The organism is Curtobacterium sp. VKM Ac-1395 (assembly GCF_015350975.1).
Classification (GTDB): Bacteria; Actinomycetota; Actinomycetes; order Actinomycetales; family Microbacteriaceae; genus Curtobacterium.
In genome coordinates, this window is record NZ_JADKRX010000001.1 from 810,812 (window position 1) to 836,194 (window position 25,383).

The window sequence follows — 25,383 nt, forward strand, 5'->3', positions numbered from 1 at the left end:
CGACGCGTCCCCGACAGCTCCGATGAGCGCCGGACGGGCCGGACCGACTACCCTTGTGCGCTGTGACGGACGCGCGCGAGCAGTTGATCGACCACATCACGGCTGAGGCCGTGTTCCACGGTGACTTCACGCTGACCAGCGGCAAGAAGGCGACGTACTACATCGACCTCCGCAAAGTCAGCCTGGACCACCGCGTCGCCCCGCTGATCGGCCAGGTCATGACCGACCTGATCGCCGGTGTGCCCGACGTCTCCGCCGTCGGCGGCCTGACGATGGGCGCCGACCCGATCGCCGCCGCCGTGCTCCACCAGTCGGCAGCGCGTGGCGGCACGTACGACGCCTTCGTCGTCCGCAAGGAGCCGAAGGACCACGGCCGCGGCAAGCAGGTCGAGGGCCCGGACCTCCGCGGCAAGCGTGTCATCGTCCTCGAGGACACCTCCACCACCGGTGGCTCCCCGCTCAAGGCCGCCGAGGCCCTGGAGCGCGAGGGCGCGATCGTCGTGGGCGTCGCGGTCGTCGTCGACCGGGACACCGGCGCCAAGGAGACGATCGAGGCAGCCGGCTACCCGTACTTCGCGGCGATCGGACTGGCCGACCTGGGGCTGACCGCGTGACCCCGGAGCGTCCGGACGACGCGCGCGAGCCCGACGACGCCGCCCGCCCCGAGCACGGGGCAGACGGCCAGGAGGCCCCGCCCGCTCCCGCCACGGACGCTCGCTTCCCGGGACTCCGCAGTGCCGCCGACATCTTCGGTGCTCCGCGCACCGCCGACGAGTGGCCGTCGCGCCGGGAACGTCGTGAGGCGGAGCGCGCCGCCGCCGAGACCGGCGAGCCGCTCCCGGAGCGCTTCGCGCCCGCCTCTGCACCGGCAGCCGAGCCCGCCGCTCCGACGGGCGACGAGCCCACCGCTCCGACGGACGCCGAGCCCGCCTCCGCGCCCGCTCGCGCGCCGCTCGACGAGGACGCCACCCAGGCCATCTCGATGCCCGAGCAGCTCGCGGCCCCCTCGCACCCGGCCTCCGACCCCGACCGGTCCCTGCTGAGCGGCCGGATCCCGCCGGCCTCCGCGGTCCCGCCGAGCACCACGGCGCCGCACCCCAGCTCGATCCACCTGCCGTTCGCGCAGACGAACCGCGACCAGCGCGCCGCGGAGACCCAGGCGATCGAGGACGAGCGTCGACGCACCGACCCCTTGGGGCTCGGCCGCGACGACGTCGACTTCCTCGGTCGCGCGACGGGCTCCCGGGCCACCCCGACCGGCCCCCTCGCACAGCAGCCGGTCGGCGTGGAGGACACGCTGCCGCCGACCGACGAGCCGCCGACCTTCACCGAGCTCCTGCGCATGCCCGGGGTCGACGGTGCGGACCGACCCGACGCCGGACGTCCCTTCGACTGGGCGGTCAACGACGCCGACGCCGGTGAGGTCCCGACGACGCTGACCTCGAACTCGTTCGACACCACCACCCTCGGCGGCGGGTGGTCGCTGGCGGACGAGGCCGACGACGACGACGTCATCGACGACGAGCCCGTCGGACCCGCGACCACGGCGCTGCCCGTCCCGGAGACGGTCGACCACGACGACCTCGGCAGCTGGTCCCTCAGCGACGACGCCGCCCGCACCGGCGAGGTCTTCCCTGGCGACACGATGGACACCGAGCGCCCGGCCCCGCCCGTCGACCGCCCGGCACCACCCGCCGACCGACCGGCCCCGCCCGTTGAAACCCAGACCCCGCCCGTCGAGCGCCCGGCCCCGCCCGTCGACCGGCCGACCCCGACCGAGCGCCCGGTCACGCCGCCGCCCGCCCGGCTCGACCTCGACGAGCTCGACCAGTCCGAGTGGGACGGTCGCGAGACGAGCGACACGAGCGCGATCAAGGACCTCTTCGGCACCCAGGCGGTCAGCCAGCTCGGCTCCACCGGGTACGACCCGCACGACACCGGCACGCAGATGATGCCGGCGGTCCACACGCCGTCCCCGGCACCCGCCCGGTCGCCGTCCCAGGCCGGCTCGACGGCAGACGGCGGCAACTTCATCAACGAGGGCTTCGCCCGCCTGCGCGACGAGGGCAAGCGCGGCAAGCAGCTCCTCATCGGCGGGGCGGTCGTGATCATCCTCCTGATGCTGCTGGCGGTCGTCCTCATCTCGTTCTGGATCCGGTCCAACACGCTCGACGAGCAGCTCACGCCGACGAAGTCGCCGGCAGCCGCAGCCATGGTGGCCACGGCCGGTCCGCCCGCCTCGACGGCGTAGCCAGCACACGACAGACGGGAGGCTCCCCACCGGACCGGTGGGGAGCCTCCCGTCCGTCGTGGACCGCGGTCAGACCGTGGTCCGCACCTTCGCGGAGGCGTCGGAGAGCGTCTGCAGCTCTTCGACGTCGAGCTCGAGGTCGGCCGAGGCGAGGAGCGCCGGCAGCTGCTCGGTGTTCCGCGCCGACGCGATCGGCGCGACCACGTCGGGCTGGGCCTGCAGCCAGGCGAGTGCGACGGTGGCGATCTCGACGTCGTGCGCGGTCGCGATGCCCTCGAGGGCGTCGACGACGGCCAGGCCGGCGTCCGTGAAGTACCCGGAGACCTGGCCCTCGCGGTCCTTGCCGGCGAAGTCGTCCTTCGTGCGGTACTTGCCCGTGAGGAAGCCGGCGGCGAGCGAGAAGTACGGCACGACGCCGAGCCCGGCGTCGTGTGCGAGCGGTGCGATCTCGGACTCGTACGGCTGGCGGGTCACCAGGTTGTAGTGCGGCTGGATCGCGACCGGGCGGGCCAGGCCGTTCGCCTCGGCGATCCGGATCCACTCGGCGGCACGTTCGCGCGAGTAGTTCGAGATCGCGGTGAAGCGGACCAGGCCCTCCTGCACGAGCTGGTCGAACGCCCGCACGGTCTCCTCGAGCGGGGTGTCCTGGTCGTCGAAGTGCGCGTAGTACAGGTCGATCCGGTCGGTGCCGAGGCGCTGCAGGCTCGCACGCGCGGCCTTCGCGACGTTGTCCGCCGACAGCCCGGGGAACTCGGGGTGCTGGGAGACCTTCGTGGCGATCGTCACGTCGTCGCGCTTGCCCGACGCGGCGAACCACGAGCCGATGACGGTCTCGGACTCACCGCCGGAGTTGCCGTCGCCCCAGGCGGAGTACACGTCGGCGGTGTCGATGAAGTCGCCACCCGCTGCCGTGTAGGCGTCGAGGACCTGGTGCGAGGTGGACTCGTCCGCGGTCCACCCGAAGACGTTGCCACCGAGGGCGAGGGGGAACACGTGGAGGTCGCTGCTGCCGATGCGGGGCATGCGGATTCCTTTCGGATCGGAACGGTCGTCGTCCACGCTAGGCCGGTGCGCTTGACAACGTCGCAGCGTCAGGGTGTCGTGGACCTGGACATGACCACGCTCTCCTCGTACCTCGCCGACCCCCGTCCCGCCGTCCGACTCCGGGCGGTGATGGCCGCCGGCACCGAACCGTTGACGGACGACCTCGAGCTCCTGGTCGAGCAGTGCGCGCTCGAGCCCGACCTGCAGGTGCGGGAGATGCTCACGTGGGCGCTGCTCCGGCTGCCCGCCGAGGTCGTCGTGCCGCGGGTGCTCCGGGAACTCGATCGTCCGGAACCGCAGGCGCGGAGCCAGGCGCTGCACACGCTGTCGAAGATCCGCGACGGGTCGGTGTACCCGCAGGTCGCAGCCCGGCTGGAGGACCTGGACCCGGGCGTCGTCCGCACCGCCTGGCGTGCCGCCGTCGTCCTCGTGCCGGACACCTCCCGCGCCGAGCTCGCCCGGGCGCTCGCCGTCCAGCTCGGGCAGGGCGACCGGGAGACGCGGCTCGCCCTCAGCCGGGCGCTCGCCGGCCTCGGGGCCGAGGTCGTCACGCCCGTCCTCGACGCGGCGGCCGAGCACCGGAACCCCGACGTCCGTGAGCACGCCGCCGACACCGAGCGGCTGCTGCACGACCCGGACGCCGGGTCCGCGCTGGCGCTCGAACGGGCTCGTCGCGAGGTCGCACTCGGGCGCACCCGGTCCGCGAAGGGCTGACTGGAGCCGGACGTGTCGGCGGCGGCCGCCTGCCGCCTGCCGCCGGGCTGTCGGTCTCCGGCGTCAGTCGTCGTCCGGCGCGAGCCAGATCGCCGCGGCGGCCGCTGCGGGCAGGTCGACGAGCGACTCCGACCCGTCGGCGTCCCGACGTGCCACGGCGACCACGCCGGCGTAGTCGCGGACCTGCTCCACCCGGAGGTGCGTGCCGAGCCCCACGCCGAGCTCGTCGAAGTACCGCAGCAGGGACGGGTCGTCGTCGGAGACCCGGTCGACGGTGCCGCACGTCCCGGGCACCACGGTCGTGAGCAGGGCGCCCGGCGAGGACGGCAGCGAGCCGTCGGCGCGGGGGATCGGGTCGCCGTGCGGGTCGTGCGTCGGGTGCCCGAGGTCGGCGTCGACCCGGTCGAGGAACGTCTCAGACACCGCGTGCTCGAGCGCCTCGGCCTCGGTGTGGACCTCGTCCCACGAGTACCCGAGCCGGTCGACCAGGAACGACTCGATCAGCCGGTGCCGTCGGACCATGGCCACGGCGACCTGGTGCCCGAGCGGGGTGAGCACCACGCCGTAGTAGGGGGTGTGCTCGATGAGGCCGTCACGGTCGAGCTTCCGGAGGTTGCCGGACACCGTCGACGCAGACACCCCGAGCGCAGCGGCGATGTCCCGCGTCGCGATGCCGGGGTCACCGCGCTCGGCGGCTTTCCAGATCAGCTTGACGTAGTCCTCCGCCATGGTGGAGAGCGGAGGGAGGCGCATACCGCAATGGTACAAACAGGCATGCCCGTCGATCCCACGACCACCCGGCGTCGCCGTCGCCGGTGGCCCGTCCCGCCGTCGCTCCTCATCGGCCTGGCCCCGCTCGTGCTCTTCGCGGCAGTCAGCGCCTGGCGTGCCCGGCCGAGTGACGACTACCCGTCGCTCGGCCTCACGGTCGACAGCGTCGTCTCCGCCCTCGTCGTCCCCGAGGGCATCGCGGCGCTCGTGCTCGCCGTCATCGTCACCGGGCTCGGGTGGTGGCGCATCGCGACGGTCGACGCGACACGGGGCCGTCCGCGCTGGGCCTGGATCGCCCCGGTGCTCATCGTCGTCGTCTGCCTGGTCCGGCTGCCGCTCGTCGGGTGGGGTGCGCTGCCGTGGCACTACTTCGCGCTGCTCGCCCTCGGGGTGCTGTTCGTCGGGGTCTTCGAGGAGCTGATGACCCGCGGGGTGCTGCTCGTGGGGCTCCGCCGACGCCTGCCCGAGTTCGGCGTCTGGATCGTCTCCTGTGTGCTCTTCGGGCTGCTCCACCTGCTGAACGCGCTCGCCGGCGCGGGCATCGGCACGACGGTCGTGCAGGTCGTCTTCGCGGCGTCGTTCGGGTCGACCCTCTACGTCGCCCGACGTCTGAGCCGCGGTCTGCTGCTGCCCGTGCTGCTCCACGCGTTCTGGGACTTCGGCTCGATCGCCGTCTCCGCGACGGTGCGGCGGGGGTCGGGCGACCCCGTCGCGGCCGGGGGCATCGGGCTGTTCGCGTTCGCGGTCCTGGCGTTCGGCATCGTCGCCGGCGGGATGGTGGCCTGGCGGGACGACCGCCCGCGCCGGCTCCGTCGTCGCTGGCGCGAGGTGCCGCGGAACCCCGACGCCGAGCCGCTCCGCGCGCCCGAGGTCGTTCCGACGTGGAACGACCTGCGAACCCCTACAGACACCCCGGCCGGTTCACCCGGCTGACGGCGACTGTTCTCCTGCTGGACACCGGCTCTCCGCACCATGACGGGGATCCCAGTCGGTCCACAGAGAGGAGCGTCGCCTGCGTCCCAGGCGGCCACCACGAATGCGTTCATCTGCACGCGCGATCGCCACCGGGGTGACGGTCGCAGCGATCGCGACCTCCCTGGTCGTCGGCAACCCCCTCGAGGCGTCCGCCGCCACCCACCCGAGCGACACCACGCCGCCGGACCTCGTCTCGCTGCTGAGCGGCTACGACTCCTTCTGGCACTCGAGCGGGGAGAACGACCTGCACGGCACCGTCGTCGGCCCCGCGACCCTCGCCCAGAACGACGCCCTGACGTCCTGGATCAACCAGCACGCGACCCCGGCGCAGCAGTTCCGTGCACTGCAGGACTCCGAGTACGAGAACACGACCAACACGTCGTACGACCAGTCGTCCACGGTGTCGCAGGGGCTCGGTGACGTCCTCGAGAAGGCCTACGTCCAGGGCCGTGCGACCGGAGCGCTCCCGCTGACGAGCGCGCTGGTCAACAGCTCCACCGGTACCTCCGGGGCCTACGTCGGCACGGGCACCGCGAAGGCGCACTTCAGCTACCCGCGGCCCTACCTGCCCGCGTCGACCACGGCGACGCTGCCAGCTGGCGACGACCAGGCCGGGTGTGCACCCGCGACGGTGAACAGCTCCTCGGTCGCACCGAACCGCGTCGGCAAGCCGTACGCGAGCGCCGACGGCAGCCTCGACATCACCCGCGTGGCCCCGCAGACGGACACCACGAAGGAGTTCTCCCCGAACGACGTCGTGCTCGACGCCGGCTACGGCACGAAGGGCATCTGCACGGGCGGCTCGTTCCCCAGCGGCCACACCACCACCGCCTACCAGGCCGGCATCACGCTCGCCACGCTCCTGCCCGAGCTCGCGCCGGAGATCCTGGCCCGCACCTCCGAGGCCGGCAACGACCGCATCGTCCTCGGCGTGCACTACCCGCTCGACATCATGGGCGGTCGCATCGACGGCGAGGCGGCACTCGCAGCTCGCTGGTCCGACGCGTCGTACCGCACGGACGTGCTCGAGCCGGCGCGCAAGGAACTGGTCAGCTACCTCGAGGCCGCCTGCGGCACCACGCTCTCCCAGTGCATCGCGGCCGAGAAGCCCTACCAGGACGACCCCTACGGCGGGGCAGCGATCCCGGGCGGCACGGCACAGGTCGTCAGCGACCGCGCCTCGGCCGTGAAGGTCTACCACGAGCGCCTGACCTACGGGTTCGCGACGACCGGCACCACCGGCCTGCCCGCGAGCGTCCCCACCGGCGCCGAGAACCTGCTGCTCACCACGTTCCCGACCCTCACCGACGCCCAGCGCACCGCGGTGCTCGCGCAGACCGAGATCACGTCGGGCTTCCCGCTCGACCAGACCGGTTCCGCGAACGGGTCGTGGGAGCGCCTGGACCTCGCCGCCGCCACCAGCGCGACCGTCGCGGTCGCCCAGGACGGCTCCGTGCGGGTCGTCTCGACCGGTGGTCAGGCGCGCGTCCTCGCCGCCGCACCGACGCCCGCGCCCACCCCGGCGCCCACCACTCCGGTGACGCCCGTCACCCCGGTCGCACCGGCTCCGGTGTCCGACCCGGCCACCTCGGGCACCGTCCCGAAGGGCGTCCACCTGCCGGTCGTCAGCGGCTGAGCGAGCACCGGCCGACCGACGTGCGCCTCGCGTCGGTTGGCCGGTCACGTCCCACCCGGCCAGGAGGCGCGGCTCACCTGTCAGGGAACGCGGCGGCGGGCGCGACCCCACCGCCGCGACCGCCGCCGCCGTCACCGCCGTCGACGCAGGACGGTCTTCGTTTTCGGCGGTGACGGATCCGGTGGTCTCGACCCGCGTTCGGTGAACCAGATCCGTCATCGCGCCGGAAGGTAACGGGTGAGTTCTGCCGTCGGCACCGGCACCGGCACCGGCGTCGCGCCGGACAGAGACGGGGAGTTCGTCGCTCGAGTCGCCGTCGCCGTCGCCGTCGCCGTCGCCAACGCCGCCGTCTCCGTCGCCAACGCCAACGCCAACGCCAACGCCAGCGCCGCCGTCGACGCGGGACGGTCTTCGTTCTCGGCGGTGACGGATCCGGTGGTCTCGACCCGCGTTCCGTGAACCGGATTCGTCATCGCGCCGGAAGGGAACGGGTGAGTTCTGCCGTCGGCACCGGCGTCGGCGTCGCACCGGACAGAGACGGTGAGTTCGTCGCTCGAGTCGCCGTCGCCAACGCCAGCGCCGCCGTCGACGCGGGACGGTCTTCGTCCTCGGCGGTGACGGATCCGGTGGTCTCGACCCGCGTTCCGTGAACCGGATTCGTCATCGCGCCGGAAGGAAACGGGTGAGTTCTACCGTCGGCACCGGCGTCGCACCAGACGGAGACGGTGAGTTCGTCGGTCGCGACGCCGACGCCGACGCAGACGCAGACGGTCTTCGTCCTCGGCGGTGACGGATCCGGTGGTCTCGACCCGCGTTCCGTGAACCGGATTCGTCATCGCGCCGGATGGAAACCGCTCAGGAGGCCGAGGGGCGTCGGGTCAGCGCTTGCGGCCGACGGCGAAGACGCGACGGAACGGGTACACGGTGCCGTGGGGGCCGCTCGGGTAGGCCTGCCGGAGACGAGCGGCGTAGTCGGCCTCGAACCCGGCGGTCATCCCACCCGTCGGGTCGGCGGCGTCGAGCGTGGCCAGCGCCGGTCGGAGTCCCGTGCCCCGGACCCAGGCGAGCACCGGGTCCTCGCCCGCCAACAGCTGCAGGTAGGTGGTCTCCCACGCGACCGTCGCGAAGCCAGCGGACTCGAAGAGGTCGAGGTACCCCGCACCGTCGAGGACCGGGTCCGCGCGCAGCACGCCGTCGAGCGCCGACGCCCAGGGGCCCTCGGCAGCGACGGCCCGCATGAGGGCGTGCGACGAGGAGTCGAAGTTGCCGGGCACCTGCATCGCGAACCACGAGCCGTCGGGCATCGCGTCCAGCCACCGCGGGAGGAGCCCGGTGTGGGACGGCACCCACTGCAGCGCCGCGTTCGTCACGACGACGTCGTCCTCGGGGCCGGGCGTCCAGTCCTCGATCGCGCCCAGCTCGAACGACAGGCGGGGGTGGTCCGCGCCCACCGGTGCCGCGTCCGCCAGCATCTCCGCCGAGGAGTCGACCCCGACGACCCGGGCCGTCGGCCAGCGGCCCGCGAGCGTGGCTGTGAGGGCCCCGGGTCCGCACCCCAGGTCGACGACGCGACGGGGAGCCTCCTGGCCGTGCTGGAAGGGACCCGCGATCCGGGCGACCAGGTCGTGGAACGGCCGCGACCGCTCGTCCGTGAAGGCCGCGTAGCGGGCCGGGTCCCAGCGCACCGTCCTACATCTCGACTTCGATGGGCTCCGCGCGGACGAGCTCGTGGACGCCCGAGATGACCTCGCTCGGGCGGAACGGGTAGCGGTCGATCTCGGCCTGGTCGCTGATGCCGGTCATGACGAGCACGGTGTGCAGCCCGGCCTCGATGCCGGCCTGCACGTCGGTGTCCATCCGGTCGCCGATCATGCCGGTGTTCTCCGAGTGGGCGCCGATGCGGTTCATCGCCGAGCGGAACATCATCGGGTTCGGCTTGCCGACGACGTAGGGCTGCTTGCCCGTGGCCTTCTCGATCATCGCGGCGATCGCCCCGGTGGCCGGCAGGACGCCCTCGGCGCTCGGGCCCGTCGCGTCGGGGTTGGTGACGATGAAGCGGGCGCCGTCGCGGATCAGCCGGACGGCCTTGGTGATGGCCTCGAACGAGTAGTTCCGGGTCTCGCCGACGACGACGTAGTCGGGCGAGGTCTCGGTCATGATGAAGCCGGCCTCGTGCAGGGCGGTGGTCATGCCGGCCTCGCCGATCACGAACGCGGAGCCGCCGGGCATCTGGGACTTGCAGAAGTCGGCCGTCGCGAGGGCGGAGGTCCAGATGCGGTCCTCGGGCACGTCGATGCCGGACCAGCGGAGCCGGGCGCTGAGGTCGCGCGGCGTGAAGATCGAGTTGTTCGTGAGCACCAGGAACTCGGTGCCCTCGTCGAGCCACTGCTGGATCAGCTCAGGTGCTCCGGGCAGCGCGTGGTTCTCGTGCACGAGCACGCCGTCCATGTCCGTCAGCCAGCACTCGACTTCGTCGCGGGATGCCATGTGGCACACCCTACTGGCCGTCGCTGCCACGCTCAGGTGCGCCGAGAACGACCTCGCTAGGGTCGTCCGGACACGTCCCGATCCGAGGAGGAGCTCGTGCTCGTCGACCCGACCGCCACGGCCACGTCCCCTGGTCCCGCGACCCAGCCCCGCCGACGCGGGCGCCCGAACGTCCTCAGCCGCGAGCAGGTCATCGACGCCGCGACCGCCATCGCGAACGAGGACGGGCTCGACCGCCTGTCCTTCCGCGCCCTCGGGCTCCGGCTCGGCGTCGCCCCGATGACGGTGCACCGGACCATCGGCGGCCTCGACGACCTGCACGCCGAGCTCGTCCGCCGCACCGTCGACGAGTTCACCGCGACGTTCGTCTGGCCCACCGCGTGGCAGAACGTCGTCCGGACCTTCGCCGTGACCTTCCGGGAGCTGATGACCACGCACCCGCTGGTGCTCGAGTCGCACAGCCGTCGGGCGCCGCTGGTGTCGAGCGAGTCGGACGTCGTCGTCGCCACCGTGGTGCAGGCGCTCCGAGCGGCCGGACTGCCCGACGCCGAGGCGATGTACACGTTCTTCGTCGTCTACGACTTCGTGGTGGGGCACGCGGGCGTCCAGGTCGGACGCGGCGACACCGAGGCCGGACGCCCCGAGCGGCAGCAGCTCGTGGGCGAGATCCTCGGCGAGCACTCGTACGACGACCGCTTCGCCCTCGGCCTCGACATCCTGCTCGCCGGCATCGAGGCCCGCGTGGCCGCCGTCGGCTCCGTGGCCGCCGTACCCTCGGAGTCGTGACAGACCAGCCCGAGCCCTCGCACGAGCGCACCACGCACGGGGTCGGCCCGCACCCGGAGCCCTGGCCGGACGACCCCCGGTTCGACCCGGAGCTGCTGCGCCTCGGCGACACCCGCAACGTCGTCGACGCCTACCGGTACTGGTCGATGGCGGCCATCGTCGCCGACCTCGACACCCGTCGGCACGGGTTCGACGTGGCGATCGAGAACTGGCAGCACGACCTGAACATCGGGTCGATCGTGCGGAGCGCGAACGCGTTCCTGGCCGGCACCGTGCACATCATCGGGCGCCGGCGCTGGAACCGCCGCGGCGCGATGGTCACCGACCGCTACCAGCACGTGCGGAACCACCCGGACGTGGCCGCGTTCCTCGAGGCCATGCGCGCCGAGGGCCGCCCGGTCATCGCGATCGACAACACCCCGGGAGCCGAGCGGATCGAGACCGCCGGAGTCCCGGAGCGCTGCGTGTTCCTCTTCGGGCAGGAGGGCCCCGGGCTGACCGACGAGGCCGTCGCCGGCGCGGACGCCCACCTCGAGATCGCCCAGTTCGGGTCGACGCGGAGCATCAACGCCTCCGCCGCCGCCGCGATCGTCATGCACACGTGGATCGTCCGGCACGCAACGCCGTGACCCGGCCACGTCGGGCGCCTGCGGCGGCCTGACGGACGGCGGGCGGGCCTCCTGGCCGGGTGTGGGTCAGCGCGTGGCGGTCGTGCGCCGCGCGACCAGGTGGGGCTCGACGAGGACCTCCGTGGCGACGAGGCCCGGGTCCGCGATCCGGGCGAGCAGGCGCTCGCCGGCCCCGCGACCGATCTCGACACTGCGGTCGTCGATGCTCGTCAGGCCGACGAACCGCGTCGCGGCGATCGGGGTGTCGTCGTAGCCGATGACCGAGACGTCCTCCGGGACGCGCAGGCCGCGGGCGGCGAGCTCCGACATTGCACCGAGCGCCATCACGTCGTTGGCCGCGAAGACCGCGGTGACGTCGGGATGCTCGTCGAAGAGCGCGCGGGCGGCGCGCATGCCGGCGTCCTCGGTCAGTTCCTCCGGGAGGATCGTGGTGACGACCGTCGCGCCGGTGCGGGCGTCCGCCACCCCGGCCTCGAAGCCGGCCCGCCGCTCGACGGCGGCTGCGGACCGCGCGCCGACGAAGCCGAGCGTGGTGTGGCCGAGGCCGAGCAGGTGCTCGGCGGCCATCCGGCCACCGGCGCGGTCGTCGTTCGCGACGGTGTCGGCGCGGGGGATCGCGACCCGGCCGCCGGCGATGACGATCGGCGTGGACGCGGGGACGGCGAGGTCGGTGTCGGGTTCACCGGCGATGACGATGCCCTCGACGCGCATCGAGAGGAAGCCCTCGACCGGTGAGGCGTCGAGCCCGGTGTTGAGGAACCGGTCGGCGACGACGAGGCGGTGGCCCTGGTCCTGCAGGGACTCGCGGAGACCGGTCAGCAGGTCGACGAACCACTGGTTGCGGAAGTCGTCGAGCACCACGCCGATGGTCCGGCTGCGGGTGCCCGCGAGCGAGACGGCTGCGGTGGAGGGCCGGTAGTCGAGCTCCTGGATCGCCTGCAGCACGGCCGCTCGGCGCTGGTCGCTCACCCGCGGGGACCGCTGCAGCACGAGCGAGACGAGTGACTTCGACACCCCGGCTCGGGCGGCGACGTCGTAGATCGTCGCTGGTCTGGCGTCTCCCACAGTCATCGTCGACCTCTCCGCTCGGGTGATCTGATCGTAGCGGTGCGTCCTGGGGTGGTGTCGATGCCGATGGCGCGCTCCAACGCTGATCGGGGGTTTTCCTTTTCAGCGAGTTGGTCTTATTGTCATGACATGAGCCCGCGGCGGCGCAGCACCACTGCCCGACGTGAGACCGTTTCCTTGACCAACGGAGGACAAGTGGCAACCGCGCAGACCAGCCCAGCATCCGGAGCGGGGGCGCTGCCCCCGCTCGTGAACGGCCCGCACACCAAGCGACTCGGCGTCGTCGCCGTCATCGCGACCTTCGGCGGGCTGCTCTTCGGGTACGACACCGGCGTCATCAACGGTGCCCTGCAGCCGATGCTCGACTCGGGTTTCGTGCCGAACGCCACGGCCGAGGGCTTCATGACCTCGTCCATCCTCATCGGCGCCGCGATCGGGGCGTTCTTCATCGGACGCATCTCCGACGCCTGGGGCCGCAAGCCCACGATCAACACCCTCGCGGTGCTGTTCTTCCTCGCCGCGGTGGCCTGCGTCCTCGCGCCGTCGTGGGAGTTCCTCATGGTGTCGCGGCTCTTCCTCGGCGTCGCGGTCGGCGGTGCGTCGGTCACCGTGCCGGTGTTCCTCGCCGAGCTCGCCCCGACCGAGAACCGCGGCGGGCTGGTCAGCCGCAACGAGCTGATGATCGTCACCGGGCAGCTCGCGGCGTTCGCCATCAACGCGGTCATCGGCACGATCTGGAGCGAGGACGGCAACGTCTGGCGCTACATGCTCTCCGTCGCGGTGCTGCCGGCGATCGCCCTGTTCATCGGGATGTTCACCGTCCCCGAGAGCCCGCGGTGGCTGCTCGGCAAGGGCCGCCGCGACGACGCACTCGCCGTCCTCAAGCAGATCCGCGCAGCCGACCGCGCCGAGGCCGAGATGGCCGAGGTCGAGGAGCTCGCCGCGCAGGAGGCCGAGGCCAAGCGCGCCCGCATCAGCGACCTGCTGGCGGCACCGTGGCTCCGGAAGATCCTGTTCATCGGGATCGGGCTGGCCGTCGCGCAGCAGCTCACCGGGATCAACTCGATCATGTACTACGGCACGCAGGTGCTCACCGAGTCCGGGTTCTCCGGTTCGACGGCCCTGATCGCCAACGTCGGCTCCGGCATCATCGCCGTGCTCGCGATGGTCGTGGCGCTGCGGGTCATCAACCGCTTCGGGCGGCGCACGATGCTGGTCTTCGGGTTCACCGGCACGACGGTGTTCCACCTGCTCATCGGGCTGTCGTCGCTCGTCCTGCCCGAGGGCACCCTGCGTGCGGTCGTCGTGCTCGTGTTCGTCATCTGCTTCGTCGGCACCATGCAGGGCACGATCGGGCCCCTCGTCTGGCTGATGCTGTCCGAGATCTTCCCGCTCAAGCTCCGCGGCGTGGGCATGGGGTTGACGGTGCTCATCCTCTGGCTGACGAACTTCGCGGTGTCGACGCTGTTCCCGATCGTGGTGAGCGCGACGGGCATCTCGACGACGTTCTTCATCTTCGCGGTGCTGAACGCCCTGGCGCTGGTCTTCGCGATCACGAAGGTGCCGGAGACGAACGGCCGGTCGCTCGAGCAGCTCGAGGAGGACTTCTCCACCGGCGCGATCTACACGCAGAAGGCGCGCGGGTAGGGAGTCTGCGAGGACAGATTCGGGCTGCCTCCTCGGCGCTGGCACACCTGGCGGCGCTGGCACACCTGGCGGCGCTGGCACACCTGGCGGCGCTCCTCTGGAGGTCCGCGTAGCCTCCGCCGCATGGCGACGCTGCTCATCACCGGTGCGGCCGGGCGGATCGGGACGGCCCTGCGCCCCCGGCTCCGTGCCGCTGGACACGACCTCGTGCTGCTCGACGAACGGACGCCCGAGGACCCGGTCGTGGCGGGGGAGCGGCTGGTGCTCGGGTCGGTCAACGACCTCGACGCCCTGGAGAACGCACTCGTCGGCGTGGACACGATCGTGCACCTGGCGGGCATCCCGTCCGAGACCGACTGGGACGCCCTCGTCACGGCGAACCTGACGGGGACGAAGAACGTCCTGGAGCGTGCGGCCGAGAACGGCGTGCTCCGCGTGGTGCAGGCGAGCTCCATCCACGCGGTCGGCCGCGTCGAGGAGGACGTCCCCGCCGGGAGCGTCCCGGGCGACCGGCTCCCGCGGCCGGACTGCTTCTACGGCGTCACGAAGGCGGGCATGGAGATGCTCGGCAGCCTGTTCGCCGACCGCTTCGGCATGTCGATCGTCTCCGCCCGGATCGGCGCCTTCGGGGAACGACCGTCCTCGCGCCGGGCCCTGTTGATGTGGACGTCGGCCGACGACCTCGCGCGGCTCGTGCTCGCGACGGTCGACCTCACCGAGCCGGGCCACCACGTCGTGTGGGCGCTGTCGCGGAACAGCGGGACGCCCGCCGACCTCGCCGCGGGAGAGGCCATCGGCTTCCACCCCGTCGACGATGCGCGGACGGTCCTCGACCCCGCGGAGATGGACGCGCTCCCCGACGAGGACACCCGCTGGCTCGGCGGCTCCATGGCCGTCGACCCCCTCGGCCGCCCTCGTCCCTGACGCCGCGCCCTACCCGATCAGGCTCGGGCGCAGGTCGCGGAGCGTGCGGGAGCGACCCTGGCGAGCAGCCACCACGAAGGTGACCAGCAGCGCGCCGAGCATCCAGCACAGCAGCACGCCCGCGTCGGACCACACCGCATCGGTCGACCCGCCGTACATCGTCTGGCGCAGGGCGTCGACGGAGTACGACATCGGCAGGGCGAAGTGCAGCGCTGCCAACGGCCCCGGCAGTGTCTGCCACGGGAACGTGCCGCCGGCCGTGACGAGCTGCACGAGCATGAGCACGAGGCCGAGGAACTGCCCGACGGACCCGAGCAGCACGTTGAGCGCCATCAGGATCGCCGCGAACGTCGCCGAGGCCAGCACCATCACGCCGATCGTCGCCGCTGGCCACTGCACGCCGAGGTCGAGCGCGAACCGCACGATGAAGAACAGCGCCACCATCTGCACGAAGCCGAGCACCACGGGCGTGAGCCACCCGCCGAGGACGATCTGCACGGGCTTCTTCACCGCGGTGATCGCACGCTTGGAGATCGGTCGCAGGATGAGGAACAGCGCGTACATGCCGATCCACGCCGCGAGCGAGATGAAGAACGGGGCCAGGCCGGCGCCGTAGTTGTCGGCCGCCGCCACGTTGTCGTCGCCGACCCGCACCGGGTCGGAGATGACCGACGCCTGCGACGCACGCTGGGACGCGGTGGACGCCGGGATCTTGGTCCGGCCCTGGTCGAGCGAGTCGGCGAGCTTCGACGACCCGGACTTCAGCGAGTGCAGCCCGGACGCGAGCGACTTCGCCCCGTCGTCCGCCGTGGCGGTGCCCGACGCGAGCGACCGGGCCCCGTTCGTCAGGGTCGGCGCGGAGGCAGCCAGCGTCGACGTGCCCGAGGCGACCTGCGCGGCGCCGTCCGACAGCGTGGACGCACCCGAGGCCGCGGTCCCGATGCCGTTCGACAGTGCCGGTGCCGCGGCGGCGAGCTTTCCCGTACCGGCGGCCAGGGCGTCCGAGCCGTCGGAGAGCCGCTGCACGCCCGAGGTCAGGCTCGGGGCCTTCGTCGCGAGCTCCGACGCCCCGGCCGCCACCTGCGCGCTGCCGGTCTGCAGCGCGCCGAGGCTGCCAGAGAGTGCCGTCGCACCGGTGCCGAGCTGCTGGCCCGACGTCGCGAACTGGTCGAGCGTGGCGAGCAGCGCCGTCTTCTGGTCGGCGGGCAGCGCCGAGGCCTCGACCACGGGCTTCAGCTGCGCCGCCAGGGCGGGGGAGTCCGCAGCGACCTGCTGGACGCCGGCGATGAACGGCGCGGCGTCGTCAGCGAGTCGCGCGTTGCCGTCCGCGACACGGGACGCACCCTGCGCGAGCGTCGCGGAGTTGGCCGGCAGGGTCGCCGTCTGGTCGCGCAGCTGGTGCAGCCCGGACTGGAGCTGCGTGGCCCCGGCGTCGAGCTGGTCGGTCTGCGTGGGCAGGGATGCCGTCCCGTCCTGCAGGGTCGACAGGCCGGAGGACAGCGACGCCGCTCCGGCGGCGACCTGCTGTGCGCCGTCGTTCAGCTTCGTGGTCTGTGCCGGCAGTGCCTTCGTGCCCGACGCGAGCTGAGCCGCGCCGTCCCGGAGTGCGCTCGTGCCCGATGCCAGCTGGTCCGCCCCGTTCGAGGCCGACGCCGCACCCGACGCGAGCGTGCCGGCGCCGTCGACCGCGTCGCCGAGGCTGTCCCGCACGTCGGCGAGCCCGACGAGCAGGGTCTTCGCCGCTTCCTTGCCGACCTGCTCGGCCACCGCGGTGCGCATGGTCTTGCCGGCCTGCTCCGCGATGGTGGAGGCGAGGTAGGAGTTCGTGTCCGCCGTCGTCATCACGAGACGAGCGCGCTTGGGGTCGTCGGACCGCGCCGACACGAGCGACTCGGAGAAGTCGTGCGGGATCGTCACCACGAAGTCGTAGGTGCCGTTCCGCACGCCGGCGCGTGCCTCGGCCGCCGAGGCCCGCTCCCACTTGAAGTCGTCGCCGTCGATCGCGCGCCTGGCGACGTCCTTGCCGTAGTCCACCGAGTCGCCGTCGAGCGTGGCGCCGGCGTCCTGGTTGACGATGGCCGCCGGGACCTGGTCGAGCTTGGCGTACGGGTCGCGGTTGGCCCAGAGGTAGGCGCCGCCGTACAGCAGCGGCACCACCATGAGCGCGATGAACGCCAGGCGTGCGAGCGGGGTCGCGGTGAGTCGCGCGAGTTCGGCGCGGACGAGCGAGGTGGTGGTCACGAGCGGGTCTCCAGGGGAGCGGTTGCTGCGGTTGCGTCGGGGTCGGGGTCGGGATCAGACGGGAGGCTCGGGTCGGCCGGCACGGGGATGGTCGCCAGGAGCTGCGTCGCCGTCTCGGCCGCCGCCTTCGAGGTGACGAGCACGATGGTGACGCCGCGCGCTGCCACGTCACGGACGACGGCGAACCAGTCGGCCACGACACCCCCGTGGCGTTCGGGTGACGTGATGACCAGCGCGGTCACTCCCTCGCGGAGCAGGGCGAGCTCGGTCAGGAGCCGCACCCGCACGTCGGTGGGCACGCGCTGCACGTGGGTGTCGGCGTACGCGGACATGCCGAGTTCGTCGAGCACGGTGTCGACGTGCTCGCGGGAGGGTCGGCGCTCGGCGAACGCCAGCTCCTCGCGCACGATCCGACGGAGGGTCATCACCGGGAAGGGCTCGGCGATCCCCGGGGTGTCGACGAGGGCCACCGTGCGTCGGAGCGCAGCGGCGTCCTCGTGGCCGTCGAGGAGCACCCGGCCGCTGTCGGGCTGCATCCGCCCGCCGGCGACGAGCGACGCGAGCACCGGGGCCTGCTCGGTCTCCACGGCCAGGATGCCCGGACGATGCGGACCGGCGACGGCCGAGACGACGGGCAGCGGTGCGCCCGGCTCGTCGCCGATGCCGGCGTGGTCGATCTCGATGGTGGTCATGCTGACTCCTCGGGGACGGAGCTGACGGAGCTGACGGGTCCGGTGAGCATCGCCGTGCGCCAGTCGATGCCCGCCATGCCGAGGGCCGAGACGACCACCATGCGGCGGCCGTCCTCGTCCGACGTGCCGGAGCGGGTGGCCTCGTCGAGCACCGCGATGCACGCGCCCTCGACCAGGCGTCCGAGTGTGGCCGCGTCGACGTCCGAGCGCATCGAGCCGTCGGCGATGCCGAGCGCGCAGGCGTCGCGCACCTGGGTCCGCAGCGGCGCGAAGACCTCGGCGACGGAGGCGCCGAACGGGTCCCGCACGGCGATGCGCGCCATCGACCGGACGTGGGAGACCTCGGACCACAGGGTGACGGCGATGGCCGCGATGCGCGCTGCCGGCGGCAGTTCGCCGAGGTCGGTCGTGGTCGGCATCGCGGCGAGGATCCGGGCAGCGCCGGCGGTCACGACGGCCCGGACGAGGTCGTCACGCGAGGGGAAGTGCCCGTAGACCGCACGGCGCGAGAGCCCGGCATCGGCCGCGATCGTCTCGAGCGATGCGTCCGGATCCCGCTGCAGCGCTGTCTTCGCGGCGTCGATCAGGGCTGCCCGGTTCTCGGTGGCATCGCGGCGGGGAGCGCGCGGAGGTGTCTCTGATCCGGTCATGTGGCCATCGTAATAACCTGCACACACCTGTGCAACTTAACGGCTTCGTGTGCCCCGTTCGGGTGCCGTCCCCCAAAGTGCCGACTCCCTGCCCTGAGAGGAGACACATAGCTTCAGAGGAATTCCCCCAGCATCCCGGACGGAGCAACACGTGCGCCAACCCACTCCATCAGACCCGAGACGCCGCAGCATCAGCAGGATCGCGGTCGCGCTCGCCGCGGCCGGCGCGCTGACGTGCGGCGGCCTCGCCCTCGGCGGGACGGCCTCCGCCGCACCCGCGGGCCTGTCGGCTGCCGACCTCAAGCTCGCGGCGCCGCTGCGGGACGCGAAGCCGCAGAAGACCGTCGCCGCGTTCGTCCGGACCACCGGCGAGGGTGTGCTGGCCGTCGACGCCAAGGCCAAGGGCGGTGACCTCACCCGTTCGAAGACCCCGTCGACGGCCGCGAAGCAGCGCCTGTCCGCGGTGACCTCGACGGTCGCGAAGGTGCGCGCCGCGGTGCAGCAGGCCGACGGCGACGCGACCGAGCTCTACGCGACCGAGTACACCGTCCCCGGTGTCGCGGTCGTCGCGGACGTGTCAGCGCTCAAGGAGATCGCCGAGCGCGCCGACGTCGCCAGCGTCATCCCGCTGACGCCGAAGAAGATCGTCGACCCGACCAGCAGCGAGGTCGCCGGCTCCACCCCGAGCGGCGTCGACCCCGACGCGGTCAAGCCCGGCGTCGACGGCGTCACGCCGAAGAACGCGGCGAGCGACATCTACACGCGCTCGCTCGACGCCTGGCAGCAGACCGGTCACACGGGCAAGGGCGTCAACGTCGCCGTGCTCGACACCGGACTCGACTACACGCAGGCCGACTTCGGCGGCCCCGGCACCACGGCTGCGTACGACGCAGCGCTGGCGAGCACGAATGCGCCGGACCCCAGCTGGTTCGACGCCGACAAGTTCCTCGGTGGCCACGACTTCGCCGGCCCCACGTACAACGCCGACCCGTCGAGCCCCGCGTACGACCCGACCCCGGCACCGGACGAGAACCCCATCGACGGCAAGGGCGGCGACCACGGCACGCACGTCTCCGGCACCATCGCCGGCTACGGCCTGACCGCCGACAAGACGACCTTCACCGGGAGCTACAAGAAGCTCACCGCGCAGAAGGTCCAGGACATGTGGATCGGGCCGGGCACCGCGCCCGAGGCCGGTCTCTACGCGCTCAAGGTGTTCGGTGACGCCGGCGGTTCGACCGACGTCACGGGTGCCGCGCTCGACTGGGTGGGCCAGGCGCTCACCGAGGGCAAGGACATCAACGTCCTCAACCTGTCGCTCGGCTCCGACTACGGCGCACCGGACGACCCCGACAACGCGAAGATCGACGCGCTCACCGCCCGCGGTGTCCTGCCCGTGATCGCCTCGGGCAACGCCGACGACTTCACCGACATCGGTGGCTCGCCGGGCAACGCGGAGGGCGCCCTGACGGTCGCCGCGAGCGCCACCGGCCAGAGCCTGTTCGACGGTGTCCGCGCGACCGCCCCGGCGGACGTCGCGAAGACCTACGCCGCGCAGTACTCGCAGAACTACCAGGGCACGCTGCCGGTCGAGGGTGACGTCGTCGTCCCGACCACGAACATCGACGGGTGTGCCGCGTTCAGTGCCGCGGACGCCGCCGCGATCACGGGCAAGGTCGTCTGGCTGAAGTGGACGGACGGCGCCCTCGAGTGCGGTTCCGGCGTCCGGTTCAACAACGTCCAGGCCGCCGGCGGTGTCGGCGTCCTGCTCGCCGGGACGATCAACACCTTCGACAGCGGCATCGCGGGGAACACGACCATCCCGGGCGCCGAGCTGACCAAGGACAGCGCGGCGAGCCTCCAGGCCGCAGCCCAGGCCGGGACCCTGCACGTGCAGTTCGCCGACGAGCTCAAGGGCTTCCAGCTGGCGACCGACGCCGACGCGGTGAACACGCTCGCGCAGTTCACCAGCCGTGGTGTCCACGGTTCGTTCGACGACATCGTCAAGCCGGACATCGCCGGCCCCGGGGTCAACGTGATCTCCGCGGCCAACGGCACCGGTGACGGCCGCATGTCGATGAGCGGCACCTCGATGGCGACGCCGGACGTGGCGGGCATCGCCGCGCTCACGTTCGAGTCCCACCCGACGTGGTCGGCTCCCGACGTCAAGGCGACGCTGATGAACACGGCGACGCACGACGTCCGCGACGGTGACGGCACCGCCACCGTGCTCCGACAGGGCACCGGCCGCGTCGACGCGCTCCAGGCGGTCACCGCCGGCACCACGGTGCGGAGCGTCGAGAACGACCAGCTCGTCACGGCGTCGTTCGGCGTCGTCGAGGTCGCTTCGCCGACCACCGAGAAGCGCACGCTGCAGATCAAGAACACCGACGGCCGACCGCACACGTACGACGTGGCCTACGAGTCCCGCGTCGCCCAGGGCGGCGTCGCGTTCTCGATCGACAAGCCGCGCGTCACGGTCGTCCCGCACGGCACCGCCACCGTCACCCTGACGATGACGATCGCCGACCCGACGAAGCTGACCCGCACGATCGACCCCACCCAGGAGTCGGTCCAGCAGGGCTACCAGCGCGAGTTCGTCGCCGCGGCCACCGGTCTCGTGACGTTCACGCCGACCGAGCAGCGGTACAACCCGCTGCGTCTCGCGACCTACGCGGCCCCGAAGGCGGTCAGCGCGGTGCACGGCTCGGACGTCACCTTCGCGGCGACGTCGTCCACGGCGGACCTGGCGCTCGCCGGTCGCGGAGTGGAGGGCGCCCTCGTGGCCCCGTTCGTCCTCGGCGGCGCCGACCCGCAGGAGTCGTTCTCGGACGGCTCGGCGAAGCAGTCGCTGCAGGCGGCCGACGTGCGCACGTTCGGTGCGAGCGCGGCTGACGGCACGCTCGCGTTCGGCGTGCAGACGGCCGGTCCGGACGCCGACCCGGGCGCCGTGACCAACGTCGAGGTGCTCATCGACGCCGACCGCGACGGCACGCCGGACTACCTGGTGTACGACGCCAAGTCGGCAGCGGTGGACGCCACCCTCGCGACGACGATCGACCTCGCCACCGGGGACACGCTCGACGCGCAGCCGCTGAACGGCGGAGCGCCCGGACAGGACGTCAACACGTTCGACAGCGCGGTGAAGGTCCTGACGGTCTCGCAGGAGGCGATCGGCGTCACCGGGGCGTTCGACTACTCGGTGCTCACCGAGTCGGCGTACGCACCGGCCCAGGCGACGAGCGGCTCCGCGGTGGTCGACGAGACCTCCACGGCCACGTTCGACCCGTCCGCTCCCGGGCTGGCCTTCGCCCAGGGCGGCACCGCCGGCGTGCTGTTCTCCGACGCCGGCTCGCTCCAGGTGACCCGCGCCGCGGACAGCACCACGACGCCGCGCATCCTGCTGCTGCACCTGCACAACGCGGTCGGCGACCAGGCGGACGTGCTGTCGGCCTCGGTCGCGGCACCGGTCCTGGCGCTCCGTGAGGGCAGCGCGGTGACCGTGTCGGGCACGCCGACGGTGGGCAAGAAGCTGACCGCGAAGCCCGGGAGCTGGAACGCCCGCGGTGTCACGTACGCCTTCCAGTGGCTCCGTGACGGCGTGGCCGTCGAGGGTGCCGACGAGAAGACGTACAAGCTCGGCTCCTCGGACGCGGGACACCGCTTCCAGGTCCGTGTGACCGCGTCGGCGACGGGGTACCAGAACGGTTCGGCGACCTCCACGCCGACCGCGCCGGTGGCCAAGCGCTAGTCAGCCACGTCGAGGGAGCAGGAATCGTCGGGTCGCACGTCCGGGCCCGACGATCACTGCTCCCTCGATCGCGTTCCGCGTGCGATCGCGCGCACGAGATGGCCCGGGAGTGCGGCTCCCGGACAGGTAGTTAGACAAACTAGCGACTGCGTGCCACGGTGGAGCCATGGCAGCGACGAACCACCTGATGCAGCTCCGTCAGAACCCGATCGAGTGGCGCCGCCGCGGGCTCACGCCGCCGGACGTCATCCAGGCGATGATCGAGGAGCGCCTCGCGGAGCCCGGCCACAACCAGCCGATGGGGGACCCCAGCTACGCCGAATTCTTCCGGGTCTGACCCAGGGAGGGCAACGCGGACGCGTTCGGGTCGCGGACCGCGGATGAGAACGACGGGAGGCTCGGTGCCAGCTGGCACCGAGCCTCCCGTTCGTCGTTCCGACCGTCGTGGCGGTCAGTGACCGATCTTGCCGTCAGCGGCGTCGGCCGCCTTGTCGATCTGGTCGCCGTGGCCACCACCGGTGGCCTTGTCGGCCGCGTCCGAGGCCTTGTCGAGACCGGCGTCGGTCGCCTTCTCGCCCTTGTCGCTGTTCATGAAGTCCTTCGCCTTGTCACCGAGGTCACTCACGTGGTGCTCCTTGTCGTCGTGGGTCTGGGACACCCACGGTGCTCGCCGGATGCCGAGAGTCGGTCCAGTGTCGGACGACGACGTCCGTGCGCTACGCGACGATCTGCACGACCGTGCCGAGGGGCAGGGCGTTGACCGCGTCCACCGCGTCACCGTCGAGCCGGACACATCCGTGCGAGACCGCTCCACGTGCGACGGACTCGTAGTGCACGCCGATCAGGCCACCGTCGTGGCCGCCGTACGGTTCGTCCGCGGCGGACGAGTGCAGCGTCGTCAGTTGGATCGGGTGCACCGTCTGGTTCTGCGCCGGGTCGAGGTAGCGGGCCTGGATGTACCCGACGACGCCCGTCGGGGTGGGGGTGCCGCCGGCGCCGACGCCCGCCGGGAACTCCTTGACGGTCTTGCCGTCGGTCCCGACGATGGCGACGGTCTGCTTGCCGACGGAGATCACGACGTGGTCCGCCAGCGCCGTCTTCTTCGTCAGCAGGTCGCGACGGATCCACGCGGCACTCTGCGCGGCGGCGCCGGACTGCACCGCTGACGGGAGCGCCTGCCGCGCCGGCGTCATCACCATCGCCCACGCACCGGACACTTGGACGGGGACGACCACCGTCGGGTCGCCCAGGAAGTTCTTCGCCGCCAGGCGGGCGACCGGCTCCGCGCGGTCGTCGCCGTACAGCGGCGCGTCGGCGCTGATCGTGTAGGACTCGTCAGCGGCCTTCGGGATCGTGGCGTCGTAGTAGGGGAGCAGCCCGCCGATGACGGCGTCGTACTGCGCCTCGGGCAGGGTCGACACGACCGCCGCGCTCGGTGCCCGGTACGGGTCCGCGGTCGGGGTCGGGGTCGCGCTCCGGGACGTCGTCGGCTTCGTGCTCGTCGTGGTGCTCTGCGTGGTGCAGGCGGTCAGGCCGAGGGCGAGCAGGAGCGCGGCGGCGAGCGTGGTGCTCGCCACCCGGACGGTGCGGGTGCGGGGCATGCGGGGGTTCCTCCGGTGGAACGCGAACGGGAGCACGACCGATGGTCGTGCTCCCGTCTGCGGATCTGGTGTGACTAGCCTGCGACGACCGGGAGGGTGCCCGCGGGGCGGGTGCCCGTGGTCGGCGCGGTGCCGGCGCCGGGCGTGGTGCCGGCGACCGGCGCGGTGCCCGTCGCGACGGCGGGCAGGGTGATCGAGAAGTCGATCGAGTCGACGACGGTGAGGTCGGAGTCGACCTCGCCGACCGTCAGGTCCTGCGTGGTCGCCGCCGAGTCGGAGAACGTGCCCGTGGTGGTCCACGAGCCGTCCGCCGTCACGATGGTGGCCGGGGCGACGACGTCGCCGGTGGCGCTGACCACGGCGATCGCGTCGCCGGGGGTGCCCTTGCCCGAGTACGTCACGGTGCGCGACGCGACCTTGGAGCCGTCGGTCGGGGTGACCAGCGTCAGGGGCGTGGCGACCGGGGCGGTCGCGGCTGCGGGGAGGGTGATCGTGATGGTCGTGTCGCCGGCACCGCTGCCGCCGCGCACGTCCGTCACGCGGACCGGCTGCTGCCGCGCTGCGTCGTCCGGGAAGGTGACCGAGAGCGACCAGGTCTGGTCGGCGCCGACGCGGGCGATGTTGCCGAAGCCGCCGAGGCGGTTGCCGTCGGTGTCGAGCAGGTTGATCTGGTCGCCCTCCTGGCCGGTGCCCGTGAAGGTGACGGTGCGGGAGCTGACGGTGGCACCGTTCTTCGGGCTGGTGACCGAGAACTGCGCCGGGGCCGGGGTCGCTGCCTCGGCGGCGGCGGTGAAGCTGCCCTGCGCCTGGATCTGCAGGTTGTCGTTCTCCTCGAGCACGTTGTACGTCACCGGGGTGGTGCCGGCGCTCGCGGGGATGTCATAGGTGAAGGACCAGTTGCCGGTGGCGTCGATGCGCGTGCGGGCGATGGGGGCCGACTGCGGGTCGATCTGCACCGTGTTGCCGGGGGTGCCGGTGCCGGACGCCGTGATCGTGCGGCCGGAGACCGTGTGGCTCACGATGGCGAAGGCCGGCTGCGCGGCGACGGTGATCGTGGTGCTGCCGTCGGAGTTCAGACCCTTCTGCTGGTCGAGCTCGTAGGTGTGCGCCGCGGTGTCGGGCAGCGTGTACGTGATCTTCCAGGTGCCGTCGGCGGCGATCACGAAGCGCTCCGCCGGGAAGCCCTTCTGCAGGATCACGTTCTCGCCGGGGGTGCCGAGGCCCGTGAGGGTCAGCACGCCGCCGGTGACGGTCTGGCTGGTGACCTTGAGGTCAGCCGGGTCGGCGTTGGCGGGGGTGGCGACGAGGGCGACGCCGCCGACGACGATTGCGGCACAGACCGGCAGGGCCATGGCCTTCTTGGTCCAGAAGGACGTGTTCATCGTTGAACTGCTCTCTCCGTGCGGCAGGTGGCACGGCGATCGGGCACCGGGGCTCGGGCGAGCACCGGTTGATGCCGCACGGGTGTGGCACCGGGAGGACGGGGAGGGATACCCCGAGGCATCGTCAGTTGAAC

The 25,383-nt window shown here is 72.3% G+C and carries 23 protein-coding genes; 12 read left to right on the top strand and 11 right to left on the bottom strand.

The annotated features are described in order from the left end of the window. The first annotated feature begins 62 nt into the window (after nucleotides 1-62). Nucleotides 63-614, top strand: a complete 552-nt coding sequence (pyrE, locus tag ITJ68_RS04080) for an orotate phosphoribosyltransferase (RefSeq protein WP_194660019.1) — start codon at nucleotides 63-65, stop codon at nucleotides 612-614. Further along, nucleotides 611-2,251: a hypothetical protein gene (locus ITJ68_RS04085; RefSeq protein ID WP_194660020.1), complete on the top strand. Its 1,641-nt coding sequence runs from the start codon at nucleotides 611-613 to the stop codon at nucleotides 2,249-2,251. Before pyrE ends, ITJ68_RS04085 begins: the two co-directional genes overlap by 4 nt. Before the next feature lie 69 nt (nucleotides 2,252-2,320). Here ITJ68_RS04085 and ITJ68_RS04090 read toward each other — a convergent pair whose 3' ends face one another. Further along, complete coding sequence (locus tag ITJ68_RS04090; RefSeq protein WP_194660021.1) at nucleotides 2,321-3,274, bottom strand: aldo/keto reductase; 954 nt, start codon at nucleotides 3,272-3,274, stop codon at nucleotides 2,321-2,323. A 90-nt stretch (nucleotides 3,275-3,364) separates the two neighbouring features. Here ITJ68_RS04090 and ITJ68_RS04095 point away from each other — a divergent pair, with 90 nt between their 5' ends. Beyond that, nucleotides 3,365-4,009, top strand: coding sequence for a HEAT repeat domain-containing protein (locus ITJ68_RS04095; protein ID WP_194660022.1), 645 nt, complete (start codon nucleotides 3,365-3,367; stop codon nucleotides 4,007-4,009). Nucleotides 4,010-4,072: 63 nt separating this feature from the next. Here ITJ68_RS04095 and ITJ68_RS04100 read toward each other — a convergent pair whose 3' ends face one another. Next, nucleotides 4,073-4,762 carry a metal-dependent transcriptional regulator gene (locus ITJ68_RS04100; RefSeq protein ID WP_194660023.1) on the bottom strand — a complete coding sequence of 230 codons (690 nt, stop codon included), beginning with the start codon at nucleotides 4,760-4,762 and terminating at the stop codon, nucleotides 4,073-4,075. Between the two features lie 21 nt (nucleotides 4,763-4,783). Between ITJ68_RS04100 and ITJ68_RS04105 the strand changes: the two genes are divergently transcribed. The 3 genes from ITJ68_RS04105 to ITJ68_RS04115 all read left to right on the top strand — a co-directional run bounded on the left by ITJ68_RS04105 (nucleotide 4,784) and on the right by ITJ68_RS04115 (nucleotide 7,850). Continuing rightward, the gene (locus tag ITJ68_RS04105; protein WP_194660024.1) at nucleotides 4,784-5,713 is read left to right on the top strand and encodes a CPBP family intramembrane glutamic endopeptidase; all 930 of its coding nucleotides are present in this window, start codon (nucleotides 4,784-4,786) and stop codon (nucleotides 5,711-5,713) included. Between the two features lie 103 nt (nucleotides 5,714-5,816). After that, the gene (locus ITJ68_RS04110; protein ID WP_194660025.1) at nucleotides 5,817-7,391 is read left to right on the top strand and encodes a phosphatase PAP2 family protein; all 1,575 of its coding nucleotides are present in this window, start codon (nucleotides 5,817-5,819) and stop codon (nucleotides 7,389-7,391) included. A gap of 237 nt (nucleotides 7,392-7,628) precedes the next feature. Next, complete coding sequence (locus ITJ68_RS04115; protein WP_194660026.1) at nucleotides 7,629-7,850, top strand: hypothetical protein; 222 nt, start codon at nucleotides 7,629-7,631, stop codon at nucleotides 7,848-7,850. A gap of 419 nt (nucleotides 7,851-8,269) precedes the next feature. Here the strand turns inward: ITJ68_RS04115 and ITJ68_RS04120 are convergent, their stop codons facing one another. Together ITJ68_RS04120 and ITJ68_RS04125 are read right to left on the bottom strand one after the other, a co-directional pair. Next, complete coding sequence (locus tag ITJ68_RS04120; RefSeq protein WP_194660027.1) at nucleotides 8,270-9,076, bottom strand: methyltransferase domain-containing protein; 807 nt, start codon at nucleotides 9,074-9,076, stop codon at nucleotides 8,270-8,272. Between the two features lie 4 nt (nucleotides 9,077-9,080). Then, entirely contained in the window at nucleotides 9,081-9,878 is a 798-nt protein-coding gene (locus tag ITJ68_RS04125) for an HAD-IIA family hydrolase (protein ID WP_194627812.1), read from the bottom strand. Between the two features lie 96 nt (nucleotides 9,879-9,974). On the opposite strand from ITJ68_RS04125, the gene ITJ68_RS04130 reads away from it, so the two are divergent. Together ITJ68_RS04130 and ITJ68_RS04135 are read left to right on the top strand one after the other, a co-directional pair. After that, nucleotides 9,975-10,664, top strand: coding sequence for a TetR/AcrR family transcriptional regulator C-terminal domain-containing protein (locus tag ITJ68_RS04130; protein WP_194660028.1), 690 nt, complete (start codon nucleotides 9,975-9,977; stop codon nucleotides 10,662-10,664). Further along, nucleotides 10,661-11,293 (top strand): TrmH family RNA methyltransferase, encoded by a 633-nt coding sequence (locus ITJ68_RS04135; protein WP_194660029.1) that lies wholly within the window; start codon nucleotides 10,661-10,663, stop codon nucleotides 11,291-11,293. Before ITJ68_RS04130 ends, ITJ68_RS04135 begins: the two co-directional genes overlap by 4 nt. Nucleotides 11,294-11,359: 66 nt before the next feature. Here ITJ68_RS04135 and ITJ68_RS04140 read toward each other — a convergent pair whose 3' ends face one another. After that, nucleotides 11,360-12,364 carry a LacI family DNA-binding transcriptional regulator gene (locus ITJ68_RS04140; RefSeq protein WP_194660030.1) on the bottom strand — a complete coding sequence of 335 codons (1,005 nt, stop codon included), beginning with the start codon at nucleotides 12,362-12,364 and terminating at the stop codon, nucleotides 11,360-11,362. A 192-nt stretch (nucleotides 12,365-12,556) separates the two neighbouring features. Here ITJ68_RS04140 and ITJ68_RS04145 point away from each other — a divergent pair, with 192 nt between their 5' ends. Beyond that, complete coding sequence (locus tag ITJ68_RS04145; RefSeq protein ID WP_323743208.1) at nucleotides 12,557-14,008, top strand: sugar porter family MFS transporter; 1,452 nt, start codon at nucleotides 12,557-12,559, stop codon at nucleotides 14,006-14,008. A 123-nt stretch (nucleotides 14,009-14,131) separates the two neighbouring features. Further along, entirely contained in the window at nucleotides 14,132-14,932 is an 801-nt protein-coding gene (locus tag ITJ68_RS04150) for an NAD-dependent epimerase/dehydratase family protein (RefSeq protein ID WP_194660032.1), read from the top strand. 9 nt (nucleotides 14,933-14,941) lie between these two features. Here ITJ68_RS04150 and ITJ68_RS04155 read toward each other — a convergent pair whose 3' ends face one another. Genes ITJ68_RS04155 through ITJ68_RS04165 form a run of 3 tightly spaced genes read right to left on the bottom strand, consistent with a single transcriptional unit; the run spans nucleotide 14,942 to nucleotide 18,515 of the window. Continuing rightward, complete coding sequence (locus tag ITJ68_RS04155) at nucleotides 14,942-17,173, bottom strand: YhgE/Pip family protein (RefSeq protein ID WP_194660033.1); 2,232 nt, start codon at nucleotides 17,171-17,173, stop codon at nucleotides 14,942-14,944. Continuing rightward, a complete protein-coding gene (locus tag ITJ68_RS04160) occupies nucleotides 17,170-17,865 on the bottom strand; it encodes a hypothetical protein (protein ID WP_194660034.1) in 696 nt (231 codons plus the stop codon). The genes ITJ68_RS04155 and ITJ68_RS04160 overlap by 4 nt, the downstream gene beginning before the upstream one ends. Beyond that, nucleotides 17,862-18,515 (bottom strand): TetR/AcrR family transcriptional regulator, encoded by a 654-nt coding sequence (locus ITJ68_RS04165; RefSeq protein WP_194660035.1) that lies wholly within the window; start codon nucleotides 18,513-18,515, stop codon nucleotides 17,862-17,864. The genes ITJ68_RS04160 and ITJ68_RS04165 overlap by 4 nt, the downstream gene beginning before the upstream one ends. Before the next feature lie 151 nt (nucleotides 18,516-18,666). On the opposite strand from ITJ68_RS04165, the gene ITJ68_RS04170 reads away from it, so the two are divergent. Continuing rightward, nucleotides 18,667-22,266, top strand: coding sequence for a S8 family peptidase (locus tag ITJ68_RS04170; RefSeq protein ID WP_194660036.1), 3,600 nt, complete (start codon nucleotides 18,667-18,669; stop codon nucleotides 22,264-22,266). Between the two features lie 166 nt (nucleotides 22,267-22,432). Continuing rightward, nucleotides 22,433-22,603 carry a hypothetical protein gene (locus ITJ68_RS04175; RefSeq protein ID WP_194660037.1) on the top strand — a complete coding sequence of 57 codons (171 nt, stop codon included), beginning with the start codon at nucleotides 22,433-22,435 and terminating at the stop codon, nucleotides 22,601-22,603. A gap of 114 nt (nucleotides 22,604-22,717) precedes the next feature. Here ITJ68_RS04175 and ITJ68_RS04180 read toward each other — a convergent pair whose 3' ends face one another. The 3 genes from ITJ68_RS04180 to ITJ68_RS04190 form a co-directional block, all read right to left on the bottom strand. Continuing rightward, nucleotides 22,718-22,891 carry an antitoxin gene (locus ITJ68_RS04180; protein ID WP_194660038.1) on the bottom strand — a complete coding sequence of 58 codons (174 nt, stop codon included), beginning with the start codon at nucleotides 22,889-22,891 and terminating at the stop codon, nucleotides 22,718-22,720. Between the two features lie 91 nt (nucleotides 22,892-22,982). Next, nucleotides 22,983-23,867, bottom strand: coding sequence for a L,D-transpeptidase (locus ITJ68_RS04185; RefSeq protein ID WP_194660039.1), 885 nt, complete (start codon nucleotides 23,865-23,867; stop codon nucleotides 22,983-22,985). 74 nt (nucleotides 23,868-23,941) lie between these two features. Then, entirely contained in the window at nucleotides 23,942-25,249 is a 1,308-nt protein-coding gene (locus ITJ68_RS04190; RefSeq protein ID WP_194660040.1) for a hypothetical protein, read from the bottom strand. Nucleotides 25,250-25,383 lie beyond the last annotated feature (134 nt).